Consider the following 20,755-nt stretch of genomic DNA (forward strand, 5'->3'; position numbering starts at 1 on the left):
TTAAATTTAGTTTTCAAACGTGGCGTGAATTGGGCGAAAAAGGCTTGGTTTTGGCCTTTTTGGGCACTCAGGGGGTATAATTTTCACGTTTTCCCATGGTCTGTCGATGAAATGAAGACAATCCGTTAAGCGATTGACCGGATTGGGCGACTCACCATCAGAAGCTCAAGTCTCTGTTAAGAAGGTGATGAAAAAAAGTGCATTGTTTGATTGCAGCCAGACTTGAGTGGTGCGACAAAACGTCGTGACGTTTCGTCATCCAGCGGTACGGAGGATTTTATGACCGGCATCCAAGAACCAAGCTTTCGCGAGAGTGTTGACCTGATGTTCAACAGGGCGGCCGCCCTGATGGAACTGCCGCCGGGGCTGGAGCAGAAGATCCGGGTTTGCAACGCGACCTACACCGTTCGGTTCGGTGTACGCCTGCGCGGCGAGATCCATACCTTCACTGGGTACAGGTCCGTCCATTCCGAACATATGGAGCCGGTCAAAGGCGGCATTCGCTATGCTACTGCGGTGAACCAGGATGAGGTCGAAGCGCTGGCTGCGCTGATGACGTACAAGTGTGCTCTTGTCGAAACACCGTTCGGCGGATCGAAAGGCGGGCTTTGCATCGATCCGCGGAAATACGAAGAACACGAACTGGAACAGATCACGCGACGCTTTGCCTATGAGCTTGCCAAGCGGGATCTGATCAACCCGTCGCAAAACGTTCCGGCACCCGACATGGGCACGGGCGAGCGCGAGATGGCCTGGATGGCCGACCAATACGCGCGGATGAACACCACCGACATCAATGCGCGTGCCTGTGTGACCGGTAAGCCATTGAACGCAGGTGGCATTGCCGGGCGGGTCGAGGCGACCGGACGCGGAATCCAATACGCTCTGCGCGAGTTTTTCCGTCACCCTGAAGACGTCCAGAAGGCTGGCCTGTCGGGCAAGCTGGATGGAAAGCGCGTCGTGGTGCAGGGGCTCGGCAACGTGGGCTATCACGCTGCGAAGTTTCTGAGCGAGGAAGACGGTTCAAGCATTGTCGGTATCATCGAATGGGACGGTGCGCTCTATAACCCGGATGGTATCGACGTCGAAGCCGTCCGCCAGTGGATCGTCAAGCATGGCGGCGTCAAGGATTATCCGGACGCGACTCATTCAGCGGAAGGCGCAAGTGTTCTGGAGGCCGAGTGTGACATCCTGATCCCGGCTGCCCTGGAGGGTGTCATCAATCTGTCCAATGCGGAACGGATCAAGGCTCCTTTGATCATCGAGGCCGCGAATGGCCCGGTCACCGCTGGCGCGGATGAGGTTCTTCGCAAGAAAGGCACCATCATCATCCCGGATATGTATGCCAACGCAGGCGGTGTGACGGTGTCTTATTTCGAATGGGTCAAGAATCTCAGCCACATTCGTTTCGGCCGGATGCAGCGCCGCCAGGAAGAGGCGCGACATGAACTGATCGTCAGCGAACTGGAGCGGCTGGACCGTTATCTGGGTGACGCGTGGTCGATGTCGCCGGACTTCAAGGCCAAATACCTCAAAGGTGCTGATGAGCTTGAACTGGTGCGCTCGGGCCTCGACGACACGATGCGTATCGCCTACCAGTCGATGCGTGAAGTGTGGCACAGCCGCGACGATGTCGAAGACCTGCGAACTGCGGCCTATATCGTGGCGATCGACCGCGTGGCCAAAAGCTATCGCGCCAAGGGGCTCTGAATCAGGCGGGCGGGGTGATCATTTCGCCCCGCCGCTGCGCGCTGCGGCTTGAATGTCGATGGCGGCCCGTTAGTTTGACGGATAATAGACACTCAGAGAAACGAATCCCGGAGACCTCCATGTTGCGTATAGCCATTGTCGCGGCTCTGCTGGCCACCCCTTTGGCCGCTCAGGAAACTAAGGAACAAAGCTGCAAGTATCAGGCGGATGTGGTGGCAGCGATCCAAAAGGCGCGGCTGGACCGTGTGAAAGAACGCGATGTGGCGCAAGCCGTGGCGGATAGTGGCCCGACATGGCCCGAGAACTACAATGCCGCGATTCCGCTGATCACGCCGTGGGTTTATGAACAAAAGATGCGCGATGTGCGCAAAAAGGATCTGGGCGCCGCTTGGCTCGAGCTGTGTTTGCAGCAATAATCCACAGCACCATCATTTCCCTGTGGACAAACGCGCGTCATACCCTTGGCGCGCGTTCCTGTTTCTGTCAGGTTTGATCCATGTCACTGCCCCCCGGATTTCTGGATGAACTGCGTACCCGCCTGAGCCTGTCTCAGGTCGTCGGGCGCAAGGTGATGTGGGATCAGCGCAAATCCAATCAAGGCAAGGGTGACATGTGGGCGCCTTGCCCGTTTCATCACGAAAAGACAGCCTCATTCCATGTCGATGATCAGAAGGGGTTTTATTACTGCTTCGGCTGTCACGCCAAGGGCGACGCGATCAGCTTCGTGAAAGAGACTGAGAATGTTTCGTTCATCGAAGCGGTGGAAATCCTCGCCCGCGAGGCTGGCATGCCGATGCCTGCGCGCGATCCGAAAGCGCAGGAAAAGCAGGATCGCCGCAGTCAGCTTGCCGATGTGATGGAACAGGCCGTGCAGTTTTTTCGCTTGCAGCTCAAAACAGCGGCGGGCGCAGAGGCACGGGATTACCTGTCGCGCCGGGGTTTGGATCAAAGCGCGCTGGATCGGTGGGAGATCGGGTTTGCTCCTGACGGTTGGCAGGCGCTTTGGGATCACCTGCGCGGCAAGAGCATCCAAGAGGAGCTGATCCTTGGCGCCGGGCTGGCCAAGCCTTCAAACAAAGGCAAAAAACCCTATGACACTTTCCGCAATCGGATCATGTACCCGATCCGTGATCCGCGTGGGCGCTGCATTGCGTTCGGTGGCCGCGCGATGGACCCGAATGACAACGCGAAATACCTGAACTCGCCCGAGACCGAGTTGTTCGACAAGGGGCGCAGCCTTTACAATCAAGGTCCTGCGCGGCAGGCGGCGGGCAAGGGGCAGCCGCTGATCGTGGCCGAAGGGTATATGGACGTGATCGCGCTGGCCGAGGCGGGGTTTGGCGCGTCGGTTGCGCCTTTGGGAACGGCCATTACGGAACATCAGTTGCAACTGCTCTGGCGGATCGCGGATGAACCGATCATAGCGCTGGACGGGGATGCCGCGGGTCTGCGGGCGGCCATGCGGGCGGTTGATCTGGCACTGCCGCTGCTGGAGGCCGGAAAATCCCTGCGGTTTGCCTTGATGCCCGAAGGCAAGGACCCGGATGATCTGTTGCGCGCCGAAGGGGCAGGGGCCGTGAAGGCCGTTCTGGAAGGGGCCGTGCCGATGGTCAAACTGCTGTGGCAGCGCGAGACCGAAGGAAAGGTATTCGACAGCCCGGAACGCAAGGCTGCACTGGACAAGGCGCTGTGGGACAAGATCAAGCTGATCCGGGATCCCTCGATCCGCCAGCATTACGGTCAGGAAATCAAAGATCTGCGCTGGCAACTGTTCCGCCCACAACGACAACCACAAAATCGTCAGTGGAAACCGCGGGGAAAATGGCAGCCGCCGCAGACCGCGACGCCGGGCGCGCGCCGTTCGTTTCTGGCCTCATCGGAAAACGCGGATATCCAACTGCGTGAAGCCGCTATTCTGGCGATCTCAATTCTGAATCCCAAGGTTGTTGTCCAATTTGAGCAACAGTTGGAAGAAATGGAATGTCACAATCCTGACTATGCGGCATTGCGCGACGCTGTGCTGCGTCACGCGATCGATGATCCGGACAACCTGAAAGACCACATTATCGCATCAATGGGGCCGGACGCCCTTGAAAACCTGCTGACCCTTCGCCATGTGGCAGTCATCCCCTGTGTGTCCAAGCCAGGCGACGTTGAAAAGGCCGAGATGACACTGGCCGAGGAACTCGCAAAGATCAAAGCGCTCCGGGGGTTGGATGCCGAGATTGCCGAAGCGGCAGAGGAACTGTCCGATCTGCCCGATGAGGCGCTGACATACCGGCTGGCGCAAGCCGCCGAAGAGCGCAACCGCGCGAGTCGAAGCCAGAACGAAGATAGGGCCGTTTTCGACATTGCTGACAATGGGGCGCGAATCAATCGTGACGAGAAAGACGCGTTTGCGGCGATCATGTCTGGCATCAAATTCGAGCGGAAACGCCGATAGGTGGTGTTTTCGTAAGGCACTGGAAAAGAAAAACGGGTAAACGGGTGGCCGAATCACTTATACGCGCTAATGATTCGGCTGAGACGAATCACCCATCCCTGCAGGAGCATTGAATGGCCGCCAAGGATACGAACGAAGACCGCAAATCCGACGAGCAGGAACAGGAAATCTCGCTGGACATGAGCCAGGCGAACGTCAAGAAGATGATCGCCGAGGCTCGCGAGAAAGGTTACATCACCTACGACCAGCTCAATCAGGTGTTGCCGCCTGATCAGGTCAGTTCGGAACAGATCGAAGACGTAATGTCGATGCTGTCCGAGATGGGCATCAACATCATCGAAGATGAAGAGGCCGAAGAAGAAGAGAACAAGGGCTCGACCGAACTGGTTGCCGCGGAAAGCAACCGTGAGGTGGCACTGGCCGGTTCCGGTACTGAAAAGCTGGATCGCACCGACGATCCCGTGCGCATGTATCTGCGTGAGATGGGTTCGGTTGAACTGCTGAGCCGCGAGGGTGAGATCGCAATCGCCAAGCGGATCGAAGCCGGTCGCAACACGATGATTGCGGGCCTGTGTGAAAGCCCGCTGACCTTCCAGGCGATCACCATTTGGCATGACGAATTGCTGTCCGAAGACATTCTTTTGCGGGATGTCATTGATCTGGAAACCACGTTCGGCAACCAGTTGGACGAAGACGGCGACGTTGATGAGCCGGTCGTTGATACGACGGCGGTGCAGGCGAACAAGCCAGCCAAGGATACCGGCCCCGAGCTGGATGCGGATGGCAATCCGCTGAACAACGACGACGATGACGATGACGACGACCAAGCCAACATGTCGCTGGCCGCGATGGAAGCGGCGCTGAAGGATCAGGTCCTGACCACGTTGGAACGTATCTCGACCGACTTTTCGATGCTGTCAGAAATGCAGGACAGCCGGATTTCGGCCACGCTGAACGAAGACGGCACTTTCAGCGAAAAAGACGAGGCTACTTATCAGAAGTTGCGGGCCGAGATCGTCGAGCTGGTGAATGGTCTTCACCTGCACAACAACCGGATCGAAGCGCTGATCGACCAGCTGTATGGCATCAACCGCCGTGTCATGTCTCTGGACAGCGCGATGGTCAAGCTGGCCGATCAGGCACGTATCAACCGCCGTGAGTTCATCGAAGCGTACCGGGGCCGTGAACTGGATCCGAACTGGCTGGCCGAGATGGCCGAGAAGCCGGGCCGTGGGTGGCAGATGTTCATCGAACGCTCGACCGCGAAGGTCGAAGAACTGCGCAACGATATGGCTCAGGTCGGCCAGTATGTCGGTCTGGATATCTCGGAATTCCGCCGCATCGTGCAGCAGGTTCAGAAAGGCGAGAAAGAGGCCCGGCAGGCCAAGAAGGAAATGGTCGAAGCGAACCTGCGTCTGGTGATTTCGATCGCCAAAAAATACACGAACCGCGGCCTGCAATTCCTTGATCTCATTCAGGAAGGCAATATCGGCCTGATGAAGGCGGTGGACAAGTTCGAATACCGTCGCGGCTACAAGTTCTCGACCTATGCGACCTGGTGGATCCGCCAGGCGATCACCCGCTCGATCGCGGATCAGGCCCGCACGATCCGTATTCCGGTTCACATGATCGAAACGATCAACAAGCTGGTGCGCACGGGCCGTCAGATGCTGCATGAAATCGGCCGCGAGCCGACGCCGGAAGAACTGGCCGAAAAGTTGCAGATGCCGCTCGAGAAGGTGCGCAAGGTGATGAAGATCGCCAAAGAGCCTATTTCTCTGGAGACGCCGATTGGCGACGAGGAAGACAGCCAGCTGGGCGATTTCATCGAGGACAAGAATGCCGTGCTGCCCTTGGACAGCGCCATTCAGGAAAACCTCAAGGAAACCACCACAAGGGTTCTGGCCTCGCTCACCCCGCGCGAAGAACGGGTTCTGCGGATGCGTTTTGGAATCGGTATGAACACCGACCACACTTTGGAAGAAGTCGGCCAACAGTTCAGCGTGACCCGCGAACGGATCCGTCAGATCGAGGCCAAGGCGCTGCGGAAGCTGAAGCATCCCAGCCGTTCACGAAAACTCCGGTCTTTCCTGGATCAATAAGAACAAAGATCAATCAGAACAAAGGCGCCCCGTCAGAGGCGCCTTTTTTCGTTCACATTGGCTGGTTCTCGCATCACGTTGGCGCGAATGCACAAGGCCGGGGCGGTGTGCCTTTCTATATCGGTCTTGTCCACTCATGGGACAGGCCGGGGCGAGGCTTTTCAGGCTGATGACCCCCGGCCAGCTGTCCGAATGGGATGTTCCACTCGGGTCTTGAAGGCGCTGGGCGGCTGACCTGTCCACCGTTTGAAGGCCGTAGAAAAAGCTGCCTGATCGGCATACCCCAGCGCATATGAGATTTCAGACAGAGTCATGCCGTTTGTGATGAAAGTCTGGGCCAGATCACATCTTAGATCGTCCACAATATCGCGATAGCTTGTGCCTTCATCCTTGAGGCGTCGACTGAAGGTTCTGAGGCTCATCCCCAGATCAGCCGCCGCATCTTCGGCTTGCAGGATTGCGCCGGGCAGGGATCGGGTGATCAGACCTTCGACACGGGCGCGGGTCTGGTGCTTGGGAAGTGGTTTTTCGGCCAGCAGACGTTCACCGTATTCCAGCAAATGCTCCCGCAGCTTGGGATCATAGGTCGGCACTTTCAATTCCAGTGCAGATAGCGGCAGAATGATCTCAATCTTTTCAGCGCTGAAAACCACCGGGCAGCCCGCCAGCTTTTCGTAGGTTTTGGCGTGGCTTCCAACTTTGTGCTGAAAGCGCATCTCGATCGGGCGCAACTTCACCTGCGTGAGGTTTCTCATCCTGGCCAGCGCAGCGAACAACAGGAATTCCGTGCGCCGATGATAGCGGGCAAAGCTGGCGTCTTTCCAATCGGCCTCAAGGGCCGCGAAGTTACCGGCAACACGGAAGCTGAGCCCGATGGCCGGATCGATGATGCCGTGAAAACGGGACAGGTTTTCCATCACCTGCCTCAAATCGCGGGAGTATTTACTGATATACCCCGTCACGGTCGAAGCCGACGTGACCTCGAGCCCAGTGCGCGCCGCAAATGTGATGTCACCAACGGCGTCACAGGCGTGCCGGATGAACAGGGCCTCTTTGTGTGCGCTGTAGACTGCGGCAGGGGGCGCGATATCCTGCTGACGCAGCCCGGCCTGTTTCAATACCCGCTGGGATACTTTGCTGTTGCCGGCGTGGCGATCCAGTGCCTGGATCAAAAAATGTAGTCGGTCGATATCTACATCCATCGTGGTACAACACCTTACGTTCTCAAATACACTAACAGTTTATCAGGGAAATACCTTTGTTGACTTTGGCTTTTGGCAGAAAGGATTTTGCACTTGAGTACTACTTGTTGGCAAGTTCTCGAAAGGTTTTGACCGGAACGCGCATGAAGTGCAGAGCGGGGCTGTCCAAATCAGCTTTGTTGCCGGGTCGGGACCTTTATGGGGATGAGGTCAGAGCCTCGGAGAAATCACCAATCTCTGCTCAGGGCTCCCCGGCACGCTCTTTTTCCCGCAAGCGACGCGTTGTATTGCGACGCCGGGCTTGGGCCTGCTGATCCGCCGTCAAGGCTGGCTCACACCGGATCACGCTATGTACAAGGTGGGCTGAATTGATCGTGAGGCACCCTGTGCGCGCGGTGAAGTTCGTCTAACCTAATTGGAGGTCACCATTTGGAACAAGCAATCAGGGAAGAAATTACCATGAAACAGTCATTCACTTTCGCCGCGCTGGCAGCCTTGGCCTTCAGTGTTCCATTGACAGCAGACGCAGCGCGGAACGGGTTTCGAACGGAACCCATCAACGCCACTGATTTCGAAGTCATCCCCCGCGGCGACATGCGCGCCGAAGGCTATTGGTGCGCGGCCGCGGATTATGCGCGCCGAACCTTGGGGTTGGGCTGGACGGACCGGATTTACGTGCTGCGGGGGTACGGGCCCAGTGTCACAACCGGTCGCAGAACAGCGGTTCAGTTTTCCATCAAGCAACCTCAAACGGTTGATGTGCAACCAAGCAGCTTTGTCTCGTTCGGGTTTCAGCCCGGCAACAGTGAATCTGTACAAGGTGCGAATGCACGGTGTAACTATCGACCGTTCTTCAACGACTGACAAACGGGCAGGATAGTCACGATGCAGACCGAGTTCGTTTTGCACACCCATGGACCGGGGCTGTACGAATTCACGTCCGACGTTCTGCAATGGCTTGAACGGGTGGCGAAAGATGGGGTTTTGACCCTGTTCGTTCGCCACACTTCCTGCTCATTGCTGATTCAGGAAAACGCGGACCCCGAAGTTCAAGCAGATCTTCAGGCGTTCTTCGAACGGCTGGTTCCACCGTCAGACAACCCTGCCATGTCCTATCTGCGGCACACCTATGAAGGCCCGGACGATATGCCTGCGCATATCAAGGCCGCGCTCTTGCCGGTTTCGTTGACGATCCCGGTGTCGCAGGGACGACCTGTTCTGGGAACATGGCAAGGGATTTACCTGTTTGAACACCGCACTGCGCCGCATCAAAGGAAGGTTGCGGCGTATCTGGCCTGACCCACTATTTAGCGGTTTGAATTTCCGACTACCCAAACTCTAGCGGCTGCCCTATAGTTGTGGATAAGTAAGCCGCAGCGCTTACAAAAAGAGGCCGAACATGGGACGAGGAGACGGCGGATGCGCTGCCCGTTTTGCGGAAATATCGACACTCAGGTGAAAGATTCACGCCCGGCAGAGGACCACGTGGCAATCCGCCGACGCCGGTTCTGTCCGGCCTGTGGCGGACGGTTCACGACCTACGAACGTGTGCAACTGCGTGATCTGGTTGTCATAAAAACCAATGGTAAACGCGAAGATTTCGATCGCGACAAGCTGGAGCGTTCGATCCGTATCTCGATGCAGAAACGCCCCGTTGATCCCGAACGGATCGATCAGATGATTTCGGGCATCGTGCGCCGTCTGGAAAGCATGGGCGACACGGATATCCCGTCCAACAAGATCGGTGAGATCGTTATGGAAGCTCTGGCACGGATCGACACTGTCGCCTATGTTCGCTTTGCGAGTGTGTACAAGAATTTCCAGGCGGCCGATGATTTCGAGGAGTTCGTCCACGAACTGCGCCCGCCGCAGCCTTCGACTGACGAGTGAACGAAACAGATAAGCGATTCATGGCGCTTGCCCTGTCTTTGGGGCGGCGCGGTCAGGGGACGTGCTGGCCGAACCCCGCTGTGGGGTGTGTCATCGTTCGTGATGACCGGATCATCGGGCGGGGCTGGACGCAACCGGGTGGCCGCCCTCATGCCGAGACCGAAGCCTTGGCTCAGGCCGGGCAGGGTGCGCGAGGTGCAACCGCCTATGTAACGCTGGAACCCTGTGCCCATCACGGCAAAACGCCGCCCTGCGCCGAGGCCTTGATTGCGGCAGGTGTGTCCCGTGTTGTGGCCGCTGTCGAAGACAGCGATCCGCGCGTGGCCGGGCAGGGTTTTGCCATGTTGCGCGAGGCGGGGATTGACGTCGTAACTGGCGTTCTTGCGCAACAGGCAGAACGGGATCTGGCGGGCTTTTTCCTCAAGACTGAACAAGGCCGGCCTTTTGTGACGCTGAAGATGGCCAGCAGTTTCGACGGGCGCATCGCAACCTTGACAGGGCACAGTCAATGGATCACCGGACCGCAGGCACGTCGTGTGGTCCATGCCATGCGTGCACGTCACGATGCGGTGATGGTCGGGGCAGGGACGGCGCGCGCCGACGACCCCTCGCTGACCGTTCGGGATCTTGGGGTTGAGCATCAACCCGTCCGCGTCGTGGTGTCCCGCCATATGGATATTTCTCTGATGGGGCAGCTGGCGCGCACGGCCTCAAAGATACCTGTCTGGCTCTGCCATGCGCATCACCCGGATGCCGAACGCGCACAGGCGTGGGAGGGATTGGGGGCAAAGCTGATCCCCTGTGCGTTGAAAGATCATCATATCGATGCGGTGGATCTGCTTCAGCAACTGGGTCAGGCCGGTTTGACCAGTGTCTTCTGCGAAGGCGGTGCCGCGCTTGCGGCCTCGCTGCTGGCCGAAGATTTGGTGGATGAGCTGATCGGGTTCACTGCCGGCTTAACCATCGGGGCCGAGGGCCTGGCCGCAGTTGGGACACTAGGTCTGGAAACGCTGGAGGCCGCCCCCAGGTTCGAATTGATCGAGACGCAGGCGGTCGGCGGGGATGTATTGCACCGTTGGCGCAGAGCGTCGGAATAACGTCAACGCCAAAGATGAGCGTGCGTTGCGAACGCGCCCTGAAGCTTTGACAGAAACCGGTTGAACGGACCGGACGGTGCCGAATACCCCAGCGCCAAGCGTTCAACGGCCACTTCGACAGGGCAGGGTTGTCTGGTGATCGGATCGAAATAGCGTGGATAGTCAATCAAGGTGGCGTGCACCAAGCCCATCAGCGACGGCCGTGCACCTCGCCTGACGGGGACGGTATCCAGATCGGTGGTCAGGCCCCATCCCGCATAGAAGGGCGCGCCCAGGGTCGTGACCTTCACCCCGCGCAACAATGCCTCGAATCCCAACAGCGATGTCATCGTCCACACCTCGTCCATCTGCGTCAGCAACGAGGCGGGGTCAGTCCGGGTCACGACAAGGTCCGCAAGTGACTCTGCGTCTATCTGGCCATCCCGCAACCCGGCTTCGACATCAGGGTGCGGTTTGTAGATCAGGATTGCATCGGGGTTGGCCTCGCGCGCCTTTTGCAGCAGGTCCAGATTGCTGCGCACCGTGTTGGTGCCCAGCAGGATCGAGGCGTCATCTTCAACCTGTCCGGGTACCAGAATTCGGTGCCCATGGGGCAGAACCGGCGCGGACTGGCCCGTGTTGTATTTGCTCAAACCATCGGCCAGCAATCTCTCAACAAGCCGTTCAGCACGTAATTCCTGATCCGGGCGCAATGTTGCACGCTCGCCTATCAGGTTTTCCAACTGGCTGGGTTTTGTGGGGTCGTAGTAGATGCCGATTTCGTCGGTTACCAGGGATAGAGGCGGAACAAGTGCGGCCCCCAATCCGCGTGAACGCAAGAAGCCGTCTTCCACACGAACGGCCCCTTCGGCGTCGCGCGCCTGACTGGCCCACACCATATGGGGGCGATCCGAGGTGTCGGGCTGTGTGGACGTAAAGCGCAACTTGCCATGTCGCCCGAAAATCTGCTGCATGTGCCTGCGTTTCCACAGACGCATGCCAGCGGCAGTCCAACCGTGCCTGTCCTGACGCCATGCGCGGGTCTGTGCCTCCAAAATGTCCAGAACCGTTTCCAGTTCGCACAGCTGATCGCGAAAGGGGTCGTACCAGGTCGGGTAAAGCAGCATCGCGGCCGCGAACAGTTGCGCGCGGGTCAGGTTGCGCTGTCGGCGTTGGACCGGGAATTCATCCTGCGTCAGGCTCCAACCGGCATAGAACGGTTGACCGAAAATGCGCGGCTTGTGACCGGCCAGGATTGCTTCAAAGCCCAGTTGCGACGACACGGTATAGACCGCAACGGCGCCGTCGAGCAGGGGCCAGGGGCTGATCGGTTTGTCAAACCACGTGACCCGGTCTGACAGGTCCTGATCGGTGAAATGCCCCTGACGATGACCCGCCATCGTTTCTGGATGCGTCTTGATCAGAATGCGCGCGCCGGGGTTTTCCTCCTGTGCGACCACGAGCATTTCAAGAAAACGGGCACGATCGGCACCGCTTGCCGTGACGGCGGCATCGCCAACCGTCTGGTCGACGACCAGTACATAACCGGGGTCGGGTGCGACAAGGTCGGGGTCAAACGCGGAATACTTGCTGAGGTGCAGTTCCCGGACTCGCTCCATCGCGGCACGCGCGCGGTTCAGCAGCGCGGTGTCGTCCAAGGGATCGGTGTTCAGCAGCTTCTCAAGGTCGGAAGGTTCTGCTGCATCGAAATGCGGGCCTGAACGGTCCAGCAAAAGGCCCAACGGGGGTTCACCGGCACGGCCCGGGTGCAGAGACCTGAGAAAGGCATCTTCGACCCGCAGAACCGGGGCATTGTGTTTTTCGGCGATGCGCAGGCCGCGATACGCGGTCGGGCTGTTGCCCCATATGCCCACGCAATCGCCATCCTTGGGAAGACCCAGACGAATGTCATATCCGGCAAGTGTCAGAATCCGTCTCAGGCGTTTTTGCGTAAGAAACCCGCCGTTGTAGACGAACAGCCGGGTGCGCTCGGCCCCGGCTGCGCTGTCCGGATCGGGTGCCATGCATCAGTTGCCGGTCAGCGTGGCGACGTTTGCGATGGGGGTCAGGCCACCAGCGATCAGCGAGATCGATTTGCTCCACTGTGCATAGGGTGCTTCGGTCACATAAATCGTATCATCGTCGCGGATCACGAAATCACGCGCGATGAACAGACCGTTGGGAGCCGTCAGATTCAGCAGGTAGATCATGCGTTGATCCCCCTTCAGGTCGGCGCGTCCCGTGATGCTGCGGGCCACGTCCTGGCGCTCTTTTCGCAGAATGAAAATGCCGGTTGGATCAGAGGACAGCGTCAGCAGACCACCGACCTGAGCCAATGCTTCCAGCGCAGACAGATCCTGGCTTTCAAAGGCGACGCGCGATTGGCCGCCTGTGGCACCTAGTGCGATGTATGATCTGCTGTCTTCTTCCACCAAAATGCGGTCTCCGCCACGCAATGCGACGTCCAGTTTCGGGTTGCGGAACAGGTCTTCGTACCAGACGGTGCCCTTTTGATCCCCTCGGATCAGAGTCACCAACGCGATATCTGACGCTACAGAAACCCCGCCCGCCTGAGACAGCATGCCAAGCAGGGAACGGGTTGGGCGTTCGATCGGATAGATGCCGGGGGATGCGACAGTTCCCGTAAGCGAGACGGTGGAACCGTCACCCGCAACACGCCGCACTTCGATCTGTGGGTCCGGTGTCTGTTCCCGCAGCTTGTTCGTGATCAAAACGCGAAGCTGTTCCGGCGTGTTTCCCGCGGCCCGGATCCGACCCGCGTAGGGGACGAAAATGAACCCATCGCTGTCGACCTGAACTTCATCCAGGGCGGTTGCCGTACCGGTTTCGCCGGATAGCAACCCGTCGTCCACGTTTTCCCATATGGTCAGGCCCAGCACGTCGCCGGGGCGAACAGTGTCGGCGGTCAAGGCCTGGGCGCTGCTGAACGAGGAAGAAAAGCCAAACTGAGGCACGGCGGATGTAAGGCGTGTCACGCGGTCATCGACTTCGACGACAAACGCGTTGCCGCCATTCTGGACCGCACCAGCCAGAATTTCGGTCTTGTTTGGCCCAGATTTCGGAAGTTGGCAGGCCGCCATCAAGCCGATTGCGGCCACAAGGGAAACCCCCCGCATCCATCGCTTAGGAGAGAATTGCACTGCCGGATATCCTCAGTCTTTTGTTGTTGCGGCGAGATTAGCCGGTAAGCAGCTCAACTTCCAGTCACAGAGCGCCCGAACTACTCGACGATTTTCAACTGTGGCGTCGGTGCCTCGTTCTTGTTCAGAAGGGCCTGATAAGGGTCGCTGCTGCTGAGCATCATGTCCACGGCGCGGCGCAACAACTGCCGACGGCCGCGCCGGGAATAAAAACCGCCCGGCACCTGGCTGGTTTCCAGCAGGAATTGCCGGTAACAGCGATAGGCGTCGACATCCGGCGCGTCTGGCTCAGCAAAAAAAGCGGCGATCGACTGCTGTGATACGAAGTCGGTCTTGTCATAAACCGAACGTCCGAAAATACGCAACGGAATACCCCGCCACAAGACCTGCTGCCCCGCAGTGGAATTCACGGTGACGGCCGAATTTGCCTCATCCAGCAAACCTGCCAGTTTTCCGCCGGGGACATAGTGAACACGGGTCTGCACCCCGTGTTTCCTGGCAATCTCCATGGCGCGCAGGTGCAATGGTTCACGGTGGTTTTCCAAAGGGTGCTCTTTCACGACCAACCTGTGATGCGCCGGTGCGCCTTGCGCGAATCCTGCGATGACCAGTTCCAGAAAATCGGACATGCAGGCGAATTCAGAATGGGCCTGAACCGAACTGTCATGCCCGAGTTGCAGCAGCACGAGGTGATACGGGAAGCCCCCCCATCTGACGCGCGCCGTGGCCACGCTGCGTTGCAGGCGATGAACAGGCATCAGCATCAGACGTTTGAAATACAATCGGAATTCCTGTGAAACCGGTAGATCACGATGAGGCCGGAAGTTGCGGTATCTCTTGTTCAGGAACATGACGAACCAATGATAGAGGGCACCGTAGAAGATGTGTTGCCGCATATCCCCCCAATGTGACGGAGGCGGCGGCGCTTTGCTGTCCGACTGGGCCAGAGCCTGCCGCATCCGGTCGACATCCAATGACATCAGGCGCGAGTGCCCGTTTGATCCATCCCGCTCGTACGTGACCCACCAGGGCCGCAGGTAGCCTTCTTCGAAAACGTGAATTGTCAGCCCACGCGACTTCGCAATCTCAACTGCGCGGGCGTGGACCGGTCTCGTGTCGCCATAAAGAACGATATCCGTGACGCCCTTGTCGGCAATCAATCTGTTCAATGTCTCGGGCCAATCGCCGGGCGTGTTCCGGAATGCGATGAAACTTGCCTTGTCGAACCAGAACGCCTGATCGCCCGCATTGAAGCCAACCCGCCAGACCTGTGCCCCCGTGGCGCGCAACATCTGCCCGAGTGACGAGAAAAACGGCCCGTGAGGTCCCTGAAGGAACAGAAAGACCCGTTTATCTGAGCCTGAAGGCATTTGCGGCATCTGGACTGCTCTTTTGGTTTTTGTTGCGGAAACTATGCCTGTTTGGGCCTGGTACGGCAAGGCGGGGCTTGCCCGCGCGGCCCATTGGGCTTACCTCGACTTTGAAAAGCAGGCACAGGTTAGGAACTGAGGGTTAACGGAATGTTCACAGGGATCGTCACCGACATCGGCACCGTCACCGAGCTGGAACAGCAGGGGGATCTGCGCGCCCGGATCAGGACGGCCTATGACACGGCCAGTATCGATATCGGTGCTTCGATCGCCAGTGATGGTGTGTGTCTGACGGTGATCGCGCTGGGCGACGATTGGTATGATGTTCAGATCAGCGCCGAGACGGTTTCGAAGACCAACCTTGATACATGGGCCGTCGGCAAGCGTGTCAATCTGGAGCGTGCGCTGAAAGTCGGCGATGAACTGGGCGGTCACATTGTTTCGGGTCATGTGGATGGCGTGGCCGAAGTGGTCGCGGTCGAGGATGAAGGCGACAGCACACGTGTCACCTTGCGCGCACCGAAGGAACTGGCCCGGTTCATAGCGCCCAAAGGGTCGGTTGCGTTGAACGGGACATCGCTGACGGTGAATGACGTGAGTGATTGCGAGTTTGGCATCAATTTCATCCCTCACACCAAGGAAGTAACGACTTGGGGCGATGTGGGTGTGGGCGATCGCGTCAATCTTGAGATCGATACGCTGGCCCGGTACGTCGCGCGCTTGGCCGAGATGTCCTGATACGTCGCGTCGGAAAGCACCTGCGCCGTTTGTGGACTGGTCTTTGCGCCCTCAGTGGTCTATTCCGCCGAGCAAACCCGCCATGTGAAAGGCTGCCCCATGAGCTTTGAAACCCCCGGACCGGTCGAGGCCCAGTTGCGTGACGCGATCAGCCCGATCGAAGAAATCATCGAAGAAGCGCGCGCAGGCCGGATGTACATTCTGGTCGATCACGAAGATCGTGAAAACGAAGGCGATCTGGTGATCCCGGCCGAGTTTGCGGATGCCGAGGCGATCAACTTCATGGCCACCCATGGGCGCGGTCTGATCTGTTTGCCGATGACGGCGGAACGGATAGATGCGCTGGGCTTGCCGATGATGGCCGTGAATAACTCGTCCCGGCACGAGACGGCCTTTACGGTTTCGATCGAGGCGCGCGAAGGTGTCAGCACCGGGATTTCAGCCGCCGACCGGGCGCTGACCGTGGCGACCGCAATAAATGAACAGAATACGATGGCGCATATCGCTACCCCGGGCCATGTCTTCCCGCTGCGGGCAAAGCGTGGCGGGGTGCTGGTGCGCGCAGGCCATACCGAGGCCGCCGTGGATATCTCGCGCCTTGCCGGGCTGAACCCGTCAGGCGTGATCTGCGAGATCATGAATGCAGACGGAACCATGGCGCGCCTGCCGGATCTGGTCGAGTTCGCCAAAAAGCACAACATGAAAATCGGCACGATCAGCGACCTGATCAGCTATCGGGCGCGCAATGACAATCTGGTTGTCGAGACTTCTCGTCAAACAGTCACCTCGGAATACGGCGGTGAGTGGGAAATGCGGATTTTCACCGATCAGACCCACGGCATTGAACATGTTGTCATGATCAAAGGTGACATCACCACGCCCGAGCCCGTTCTGACGCGTACACACGCCCTGCACGAAGCGCCGGATATCCTGGGGCTTGGCCCGAAATCATCCCGCGAGCTACCGCGCGCGATGGAAAAGATCGCCGAGGAGGGCCGCGGTGTGGTCTGCCTGTTCCGCCAGCCGCGCAACTCGTTGTATGCGGTCGAGGACGAAGGCCCGCGCACCATCAAGCAAACCGGTCTGGGGGCGCAGATCCTGTCCAAGATGGGGATTCAGGAACTGGTGCTTCTGACCGACTCTCCTGAAACGGTGTATCTTGGGCTGGACGCGTTTGGCCTGTCCATCGTCGGTACCCGCTCGATTCTGAAGGAAGACTGAACATGGCTGAACAAGACAAACACGGAATTCTGCCGACACCCAGCTTCGACAAGCCGGTGAAACTGCTGATCGTGGCGGCTCCGTTCTACCGCTCGATCGCCGACAACCTGATTGCGGGTGCCACGGCCGAGATCGAAGCGGCTGGCGGCACCTGCGAAGTGGTCGAAGTGCCCGGAGCGCTGGAAATTCCCACAGCCATCGCCATGGCCGACCGACAGTGCAACTTTGACGGCTATGTCGCGCTGGGCTGCGTCATTCGCGGTGAGACCACGCATTACGAGACCGTCTGCAACGATTCCAGCCGCGCGATCCAACTGCTGGGCCTACAGGGGCTGTGCATCGGCAACGGCATCCTGACGGTCGAGAATGACGAGCAGGCCGAAGTCCGCGCCAATCCCGAAAAGATGAATAAAGGGGGCGGCGCGGCTGCTGCGGCCTTGCATCTGATCGCGCTCAGCCGTAAGTGGGGCGCTTCGAAAAAGGGCGTCGGATTCAAGCCGCCGTCCGAGTCCATCCTGGTGGCGGGCGACAACAACGGACCCACGACAGCATGACCCAGACAGACACGCCGAAACCGGCAAACAGGAAACGCCTGATGAAATCCGCCGCGCGGCTTTATGCCGTGCAGGCGCTGTTCCAGATGGAGCAGTCGGGCCAGACGACCGAGCAGGTGGTCAACGAGTTTCTGGACCATCGGTTCGGCGCGGTCTACGAGGGTGACGAGATGCTTGAGGGCGACAGCACGCTGTTCCGCAAGCTGGTGGATGACGCGGTGAACTATCAGGCGCCGATCGACCAGATGACCGACCGCGCGCTGGTGGCGAAGTGGCCGATCGCGCGCATCGACCCGACCCTGCGCGCGCTGTTTCGCGCGGCGGGTGCGGAACTGACCCAAAGCGGCACACCGCCCAAGGTGGTGATCACCGAGTTTGTCGATGTGGCACGTGCCTTTTTCCCTGAGGGTAAAGAACCAAAATTCGTCAATGCCGTGCTGGATCACATGGCGCGCGAGGCCCAGCCCGAGGCGTTCTGACACGTTTACCTGAACCAGACTTGCGCTAGCATTGTCAACAAAGCGCAAGGAGGTTCGCCATGCCCAAACTGATCCGCCTTTATATCACGCAAGTCGCCTGGGGTTTTGTCATTTCGGCCGTGTTTGTCGGGGTGCTCTTGGCGCTGAATGTCGCGAATCTTCGGCACCTGATCACCGGGTCGGAAATCGGCCTGATCGCGTTGGTGATGATCTGGTTCATGAACGGTATCGTCTTTGCCGGCGTTCAGTTCGCGTACAAAATCATGAGCATGGCGGAAAAGCCGCAGGGGCCACGTCGGGGAACACCGGTCGCACACAGTTTCGAGCCGGCAGCCGTGAAACAGGAAGCCCGCGCAGGGCGCTGATATTTCAGGGAAAGTGCGGCGGGACCACCAGTCAACCGTGCGGTTTGATTCCCGAGGACCTGTATGTACAGGTGGGCGCCGGGTAATCAGGCCAGGACCTGAACAGAGCCAGCCCCCTCGGAATTGCTTAAGGCCACCAGAATGCTACCTGTCACAAGAAGGGCAGAACCCGCCACGCGCTTAAGTAGGGTGTCTGACGGGTTCGCGCAAGAGGTCAGGCGACAACAGTTTCGTGCAATGCCAAACGCAACTTGCCGAAATGTTCGTCCCATCCTTTGTCCAGGGCCAAGATCAGATCAAAAGCTGCGACGCCTTGCGGTAATCCTTCGTGCACAAGCTCAAGACGCGTGCCGCCCAACACCGGCTCCAATGTCCATTTGACCAGGCTTACAGCGTCTCCCATCGGTTTGACGGTAAAGGTGTGTTCAAGGTATTTCGGCGGGCGGGCGACACGGACCTCTCCCCAGATCAACAAGTCGCCGCTTGTTGTGCCGAACATCTCAAGCTTCTGACCTTCTGCCAGTGTTCTTTCAGGTTTGTGGAACCATTCCGCCAGATGCTCAGGTTCCGTCAGATAGGCCCAAACGGTTTCCGGTTCCGCCCTAAGGAAGATCGATTTCTTCAATACGGCATCAGTCATTTTGTTTCCTTTCAATGGCTTCCTTGAGAGAGTTGAGGCGATCGTCCCAGAACTGGTCAAAATAGCTGAGCCAATCGAGCACCGGGGCCATACCCTGTGGTTCAAGTCGATTGATGCGTTCCCGGCCGCGCGCTTCGACTGTGATCAATCCACCGTCGGACAGAACCGTCAGGTGCTTTTTGACCGCAGCCCGGGTCATGTCGAACCGGTCGGTCAACTGCCCGATCGTCATGTCCTGTGACGAGAGCAGTCGCACGATGTTCCGGCGTGTGGGATCGGCCAGCGCGCGAAACGCGTTTTGAGTTTGATTCTCCATAAGTAACCCCCGAAATAATACCTTTTGGTGTCACATTAATGCGATACCAGAAGGTACTATGTCAAGGTGCAAAGATACTTTACTTTTGTTCGCTAATTGTTCACATTTTCAGCTATGACTTTGGATCTGCAACCTGGACAGAGACTGGCACGTGGCGTCGCGCGGCATCTTTCGGCGCATGGCTTTGTTTCCGTAGAGGAATTCGTGCCTGCGCGCGGATTGCGCGTAGATGTCATGGGGCTGGGGCCAAAGGGTGAGTTGTGGGTGATTGAATGCAAATCCAGCCGTGCCGATTATCAGTCGGATTCGAAATGGCAGGGCTATTTGGAATGGTGTGACCGATTCTTCTGGGCCGTCGATACAGAATTCCCGACCGATTTGTTGCCTGATGAAACAGGCCTGATCATCGCCGATGCCTATGATGCGGAAATCGTGCGCATGGCGCCCGAGGACAAAATCGCACCGGCGCGGCGCAAGAAGATGATCCAGAAATTTGCAACGGATGCCGCGCGCCGCCTGCATGCGCTACGGGATCCCAGGCTGTAAGGTCAGCCTTTGACGGCAAGGGCGGCTTGTACCGCGGCGCGAATTTCGTCGGCGATTTCTTCTGCTTCTTCCGGGTCAAAATCCATCGGTATTTCGATGCCGTCAGCTTCGATGAACAGGCGGACCATACCCTGATCGGTCGGACCGATTTGCAGGTTTGCCTGAATGTCGCGTTCGGTATTGATGCCCATCTGTGCCTCCGAGACTGAGCGTTCCTGCTAGCGCGCACGGGGTTGAGAATCAAGTCACCTTTGCGGTCAGATGAGACATGGAAGACGCCGTTCTCAGATCCTTTCGCCCCGATGACGCCGCGTGGCTGGTTGAGCAGCACGGTCTGCTTTATGCGCGCGACGAAGGGTTTGATGACAGCTTTGCCCCCTTGGTGGCCAGCATCCTTGATGATTTCATGGACAGCAGTGACCCCGAGCTTGAAAGAGGCTGGATCGCGGAACGGGAAGGGCAACGTCTGGGCAGTATTTTTTGCGTTTCTGTTGACCGAAATACCGCCAAGCTGCGGCTGTTTCTGCTTGTCCCGAAAGCACGAGGGCTGGGGCTGGGAAAGCGCCTGCTGCAAGCGTGTACTGCCTTCGCGCGCGAGGCAGGATACCGGGAAATGGTCCTTTGGACGCATGAAAGCCATACCGCCGCATGCGCTCTGTACAAGGCGTCTGGCTGGGAGCTGATGGACAGCAAAGCGGTGCATTCCTTCGGTGTCGATCTTGTCGAACAAAGCTGGAAATTTCGGCTTTAATCCTCTTGCATTCCGCGGGCGTGTTCGGTACATCGCCCCTCACGAGTGCCGCCTTAGCTCAGTTGGTTAGAGCGCTGGATTGTGGATCCAGAGGTCCCCTGTTCAAGCCAGGGAGGCGGTACCACTTCCCCCCCTTTGAATGTGCGGAAAAGCGCGCGGGCGCGCGGTGATTGGCGTTGATTTGGTTTGGT

General features: G+C 58.4%; 22 protein-coding genes and 1 tRNA gene. 16 read left to right on the top strand and 7 right to left on the bottom strand.

All coding sequences use genetic code 11. The annotated features are described in order from the left end of the window. The first annotated feature begins 279 nt into the window (after window positions 1-279). From NOR97_RS05215 to rpoD, 4 genes are all read left to right on the top strand, one after another. Entirely contained in the window at window positions 280-1,710 is a 1,431-nt protein-coding gene (locus NOR97_RS05215; RefSeq protein ID WP_257600432.1) for a Glu/Leu/Phe/Val dehydrogenase, read from the top strand. A gap of 119 nt (window positions 1,711-1,829) precedes the next feature. Then, on the top strand, window positions 1,830-2,126 hold the full coding sequence (locus NOR97_RS05220; protein ID WP_152457544.1) for a hypothetical protein: 297 nt from the start codon (window positions 1,830-1,832) through the stop codon (window positions 2,124-2,126). 80 nt (window positions 2,127-2,206) lie between these two features. Beyond that, entirely contained in the window at window positions 2,207-4,153 is a 1,947-nt protein-coding gene (dnaG, locus tag NOR97_RS05225) for a DNA primase (protein WP_257600433.1), read from the top strand. Window positions 4,154-4,266: 113 nt separating this feature from the next. Further along, window positions 4,267-6,255 (top strand): RNA polymerase sigma factor RpoD, encoded by a 1,989-nt coding sequence (gene rpoD / locus NOR97_RS05230; RefSeq protein ID WP_170346534.1) that lies wholly within the window; start codon window positions 4,267-4,269, stop codon window positions 6,253-6,255. 161 nt (window positions 6,256-6,416) lie between these two features. Here the strand turns inward: rpoD and NOR97_RS05235 are convergent, their stop codons facing one another. After that, window positions 6,417-7,457 (bottom strand): AraC family transcriptional regulator, encoded by a 1,041-nt coding sequence (locus tag NOR97_RS05235; protein WP_257600434.1) that lies wholly within the window; start codon window positions 7,455-7,457, stop codon window positions 6,417-6,419. Window positions 7,458-7,916: 459 nt separating this feature from the next. On the opposite strand from NOR97_RS05235, the gene NOR97_RS05240 reads away from it, so the two are divergent. From NOR97_RS05240 to ribD, 4 genes are all read left to right on the top strand, one after another. Beyond that, a complete protein-coding gene (locus NOR97_RS05240; protein ID WP_257600435.1) occupies window positions 7,917-8,321 on the top strand; it encodes a hypothetical protein in 405 nt (134 codons plus the stop codon). Window positions 8,322-8,342: 21 nt separating this feature from the next. Then, the gene (locus NOR97_RS05245) at window positions 8,343-8,756 is read left to right on the top strand and encodes a secondary thiamine-phosphate synthase enzyme YjbQ (protein ID WP_257600436.1); all 414 of its coding nucleotides are present in this window, start codon (window positions 8,343-8,345) and stop codon (window positions 8,754-8,756) included. Between the two features lie 120 nt (window positions 8,757-8,876). Beyond that, window positions 8,877-9,347 carry a transcriptional regulator NrdR gene (gene nrdR / locus NOR97_RS05250; RefSeq protein WP_117869416.1) on the top strand — a complete coding sequence of 157 codons (471 nt, stop codon included), beginning with the start codon at window positions 8,877-8,879 and terminating at the stop codon, window positions 9,345-9,347. 20 nt (window positions 9,348-9,367) lie between these two features. Further along, on the top strand, window positions 9,368-10,444 hold the full coding sequence (ribD, locus tag NOR97_RS05255) for a bifunctional diaminohydroxyphosphoribosylaminopyrimidine deaminase/5-amino-6-(5-phosphoribosylamino)uracil reductase RibD (protein WP_257600437.1): 1,077 nt from the start codon (window positions 9,368-9,370) through the stop codon (window positions 10,442-10,444). Window positions 10,445-10,446: 2 nt separating this feature from the next. Here ribD and NOR97_RS05260 read toward each other — a convergent pair whose 3' ends face one another. The 3 genes from NOR97_RS05260 to NOR97_RS05270 all read right to left on the bottom strand — a co-directional run bounded on the left by NOR97_RS05260 (window position 10,447) and on the right by NOR97_RS05270 (window position 14,963). Next, entirely contained in the window at window positions 10,447-12,447 is a 2,001-nt protein-coding gene (locus tag NOR97_RS05260) for a capsular polysaccharide biosynthesis protein (RefSeq protein WP_257600438.1), read from the bottom strand. Between the two features lie 3 nt (window positions 12,448-12,450). Beyond that, complete coding sequence (locus tag NOR97_RS05265; RefSeq protein ID WP_257600439.1) at window positions 12,451-13,560, bottom strand: polysaccharide biosynthesis/export family protein; 1,110 nt, start codon at window positions 13,558-13,560, stop codon at window positions 12,451-12,453. Window positions 13,561-13,664: 104 nt separating this feature from the next. Further along, a complete protein-coding gene (locus NOR97_RS05270; protein WP_257600440.1) occupies window positions 13,665-14,963 on the bottom strand; it encodes a capsule biosynthesis protein in 1,299 nt (432 codons plus the stop codon). A 141-nt stretch (window positions 14,964-15,104) separates the two neighbouring features. On the opposite strand from NOR97_RS05270, the gene NOR97_RS05275 reads away from it, so the two are divergent. From NOR97_RS05275 to NOR97_RS05295, 5 genes are all read left to right on the top strand, one after another. Next, window positions 15,105-15,692 (top strand): riboflavin synthase, encoded by a 588-nt coding sequence (locus tag NOR97_RS05275; protein ID WP_170346542.1) that lies wholly within the window; start codon window positions 15,105-15,107, stop codon window positions 15,690-15,692. A gap of 99 nt (window positions 15,693-15,791) precedes the next feature. After that, complete coding sequence (gene ribB, locus NOR97_RS05280; protein ID WP_171726588.1) at window positions 15,792-16,913, top strand: 3,4-dihydroxy-2-butanone-4-phosphate synthase; 1,122 nt, start codon at window positions 15,792-15,794, stop codon at window positions 16,911-16,913. A gap of 2 nt (window positions 16,914-16,915) precedes the next feature. Continuing rightward, window positions 16,916-17,467, top strand: a complete 552-nt coding sequence (locus tag NOR97_RS05285; RefSeq protein ID WP_170346544.1) for a 6,7-dimethyl-8-ribityllumazine synthase — start codon at window positions 16,916-16,918, stop codon at window positions 17,465-17,467. Next, the gene (nusB, locus tag NOR97_RS05290; RefSeq protein WP_171119535.1) at window positions 17,464-17,946 is read left to right on the top strand and encodes a transcription antitermination factor NusB; all 483 of its coding nucleotides are present in this window, start codon (window positions 17,464-17,466) and stop codon (window positions 17,944-17,946) included. Before NOR97_RS05285 ends, nusB begins: the two co-directional genes overlap by 4 nt. A gap of 59 nt (window positions 17,947-18,005) precedes the next feature. Further along, window positions 18,006-18,311: a hypothetical protein gene (locus tag NOR97_RS05295; RefSeq protein WP_257600443.1), complete on the top strand. Its 306-nt coding sequence runs from the start codon at window positions 18,006-18,008 to the stop codon at window positions 18,309-18,311. A 214-nt stretch (window positions 18,312-18,525) separates the two neighbouring features. Here NOR97_RS05295 and NOR97_RS05300 read toward each other — a convergent pair whose 3' ends face one another. Both NOR97_RS05300 and NOR97_RS05305 read right to left on the bottom strand, forming a co-directional pair. Then, complete coding sequence (locus NOR97_RS05300; protein WP_257600444.1) at window positions 18,526-18,951, bottom strand: SRPBCC domain-containing protein; 426 nt, start codon at window positions 18,949-18,951, stop codon at window positions 18,526-18,528. Beyond that, complete coding sequence (locus NOR97_RS05305) at window positions 18,944-19,267, bottom strand: helix-turn-helix transcriptional regulator (RefSeq protein WP_170346548.1); 324 nt, start codon at window positions 19,265-19,267, stop codon at window positions 18,944-18,946. The genes NOR97_RS05300 and NOR97_RS05305 overlap by 8 nt, the downstream gene beginning before the upstream one ends. 114 nt (window positions 19,268-19,381) lie before the next feature. Here NOR97_RS05305 and NOR97_RS05310 point away from each other — a divergent pair, with 114 nt between their 5' ends. Next, the gene (locus NOR97_RS05310; protein WP_170346549.1) at window positions 19,382-19,813 is read left to right on the top strand and encodes an MmcB family DNA repair protein; all 432 of its coding nucleotides are present in this window, start codon (window positions 19,382-19,384) and stop codon (window positions 19,811-19,813) included. A gap of 2 nt (window positions 19,814-19,815) precedes the next feature. On the opposite strand, the gene NOR97_RS05315 is transcribed toward NOR97_RS05310, so the two are convergent. Continuing rightward, entirely contained in the window at window positions 19,816-20,004 is a 189-nt protein-coding gene (locus NOR97_RS05315) for a DUF6324 family protein (protein WP_152457562.1), read from the bottom strand. Between the two features lie 77 nt (window positions 20,005-20,081). On the opposite strand from NOR97_RS05315, the gene NOR97_RS05320 reads away from it, so the two are divergent. Together NOR97_RS05320 and NOR97_RS05325 are read left to right on the top strand one after the other, a co-directional pair. After that, complete coding sequence (locus tag NOR97_RS05320; RefSeq protein WP_170346550.1) at window positions 20,082-20,564, top strand: GNAT family N-acetyltransferase; 483 nt, start codon at window positions 20,082-20,084, stop codon at window positions 20,562-20,564. A gap of 47 nt (window positions 20,565-20,611) precedes the next feature. Then, window positions 20,612-20,688, top strand: a tRNA-His gene (locus NOR97_RS05325). Window positions 20,689-20,755 lie beyond the last annotated feature (67 nt).

This window comes from Ruegeria sp. YS9, from assembly GCF_024628725.1.
In the GTDB taxonomy this organism is placed as follows: Bacteria; Pseudomonadota; Alphaproteobacteria; order Rhodobacterales; family Rhodobacteraceae; genus Ruegeria; species Ruegeria atlantica_C.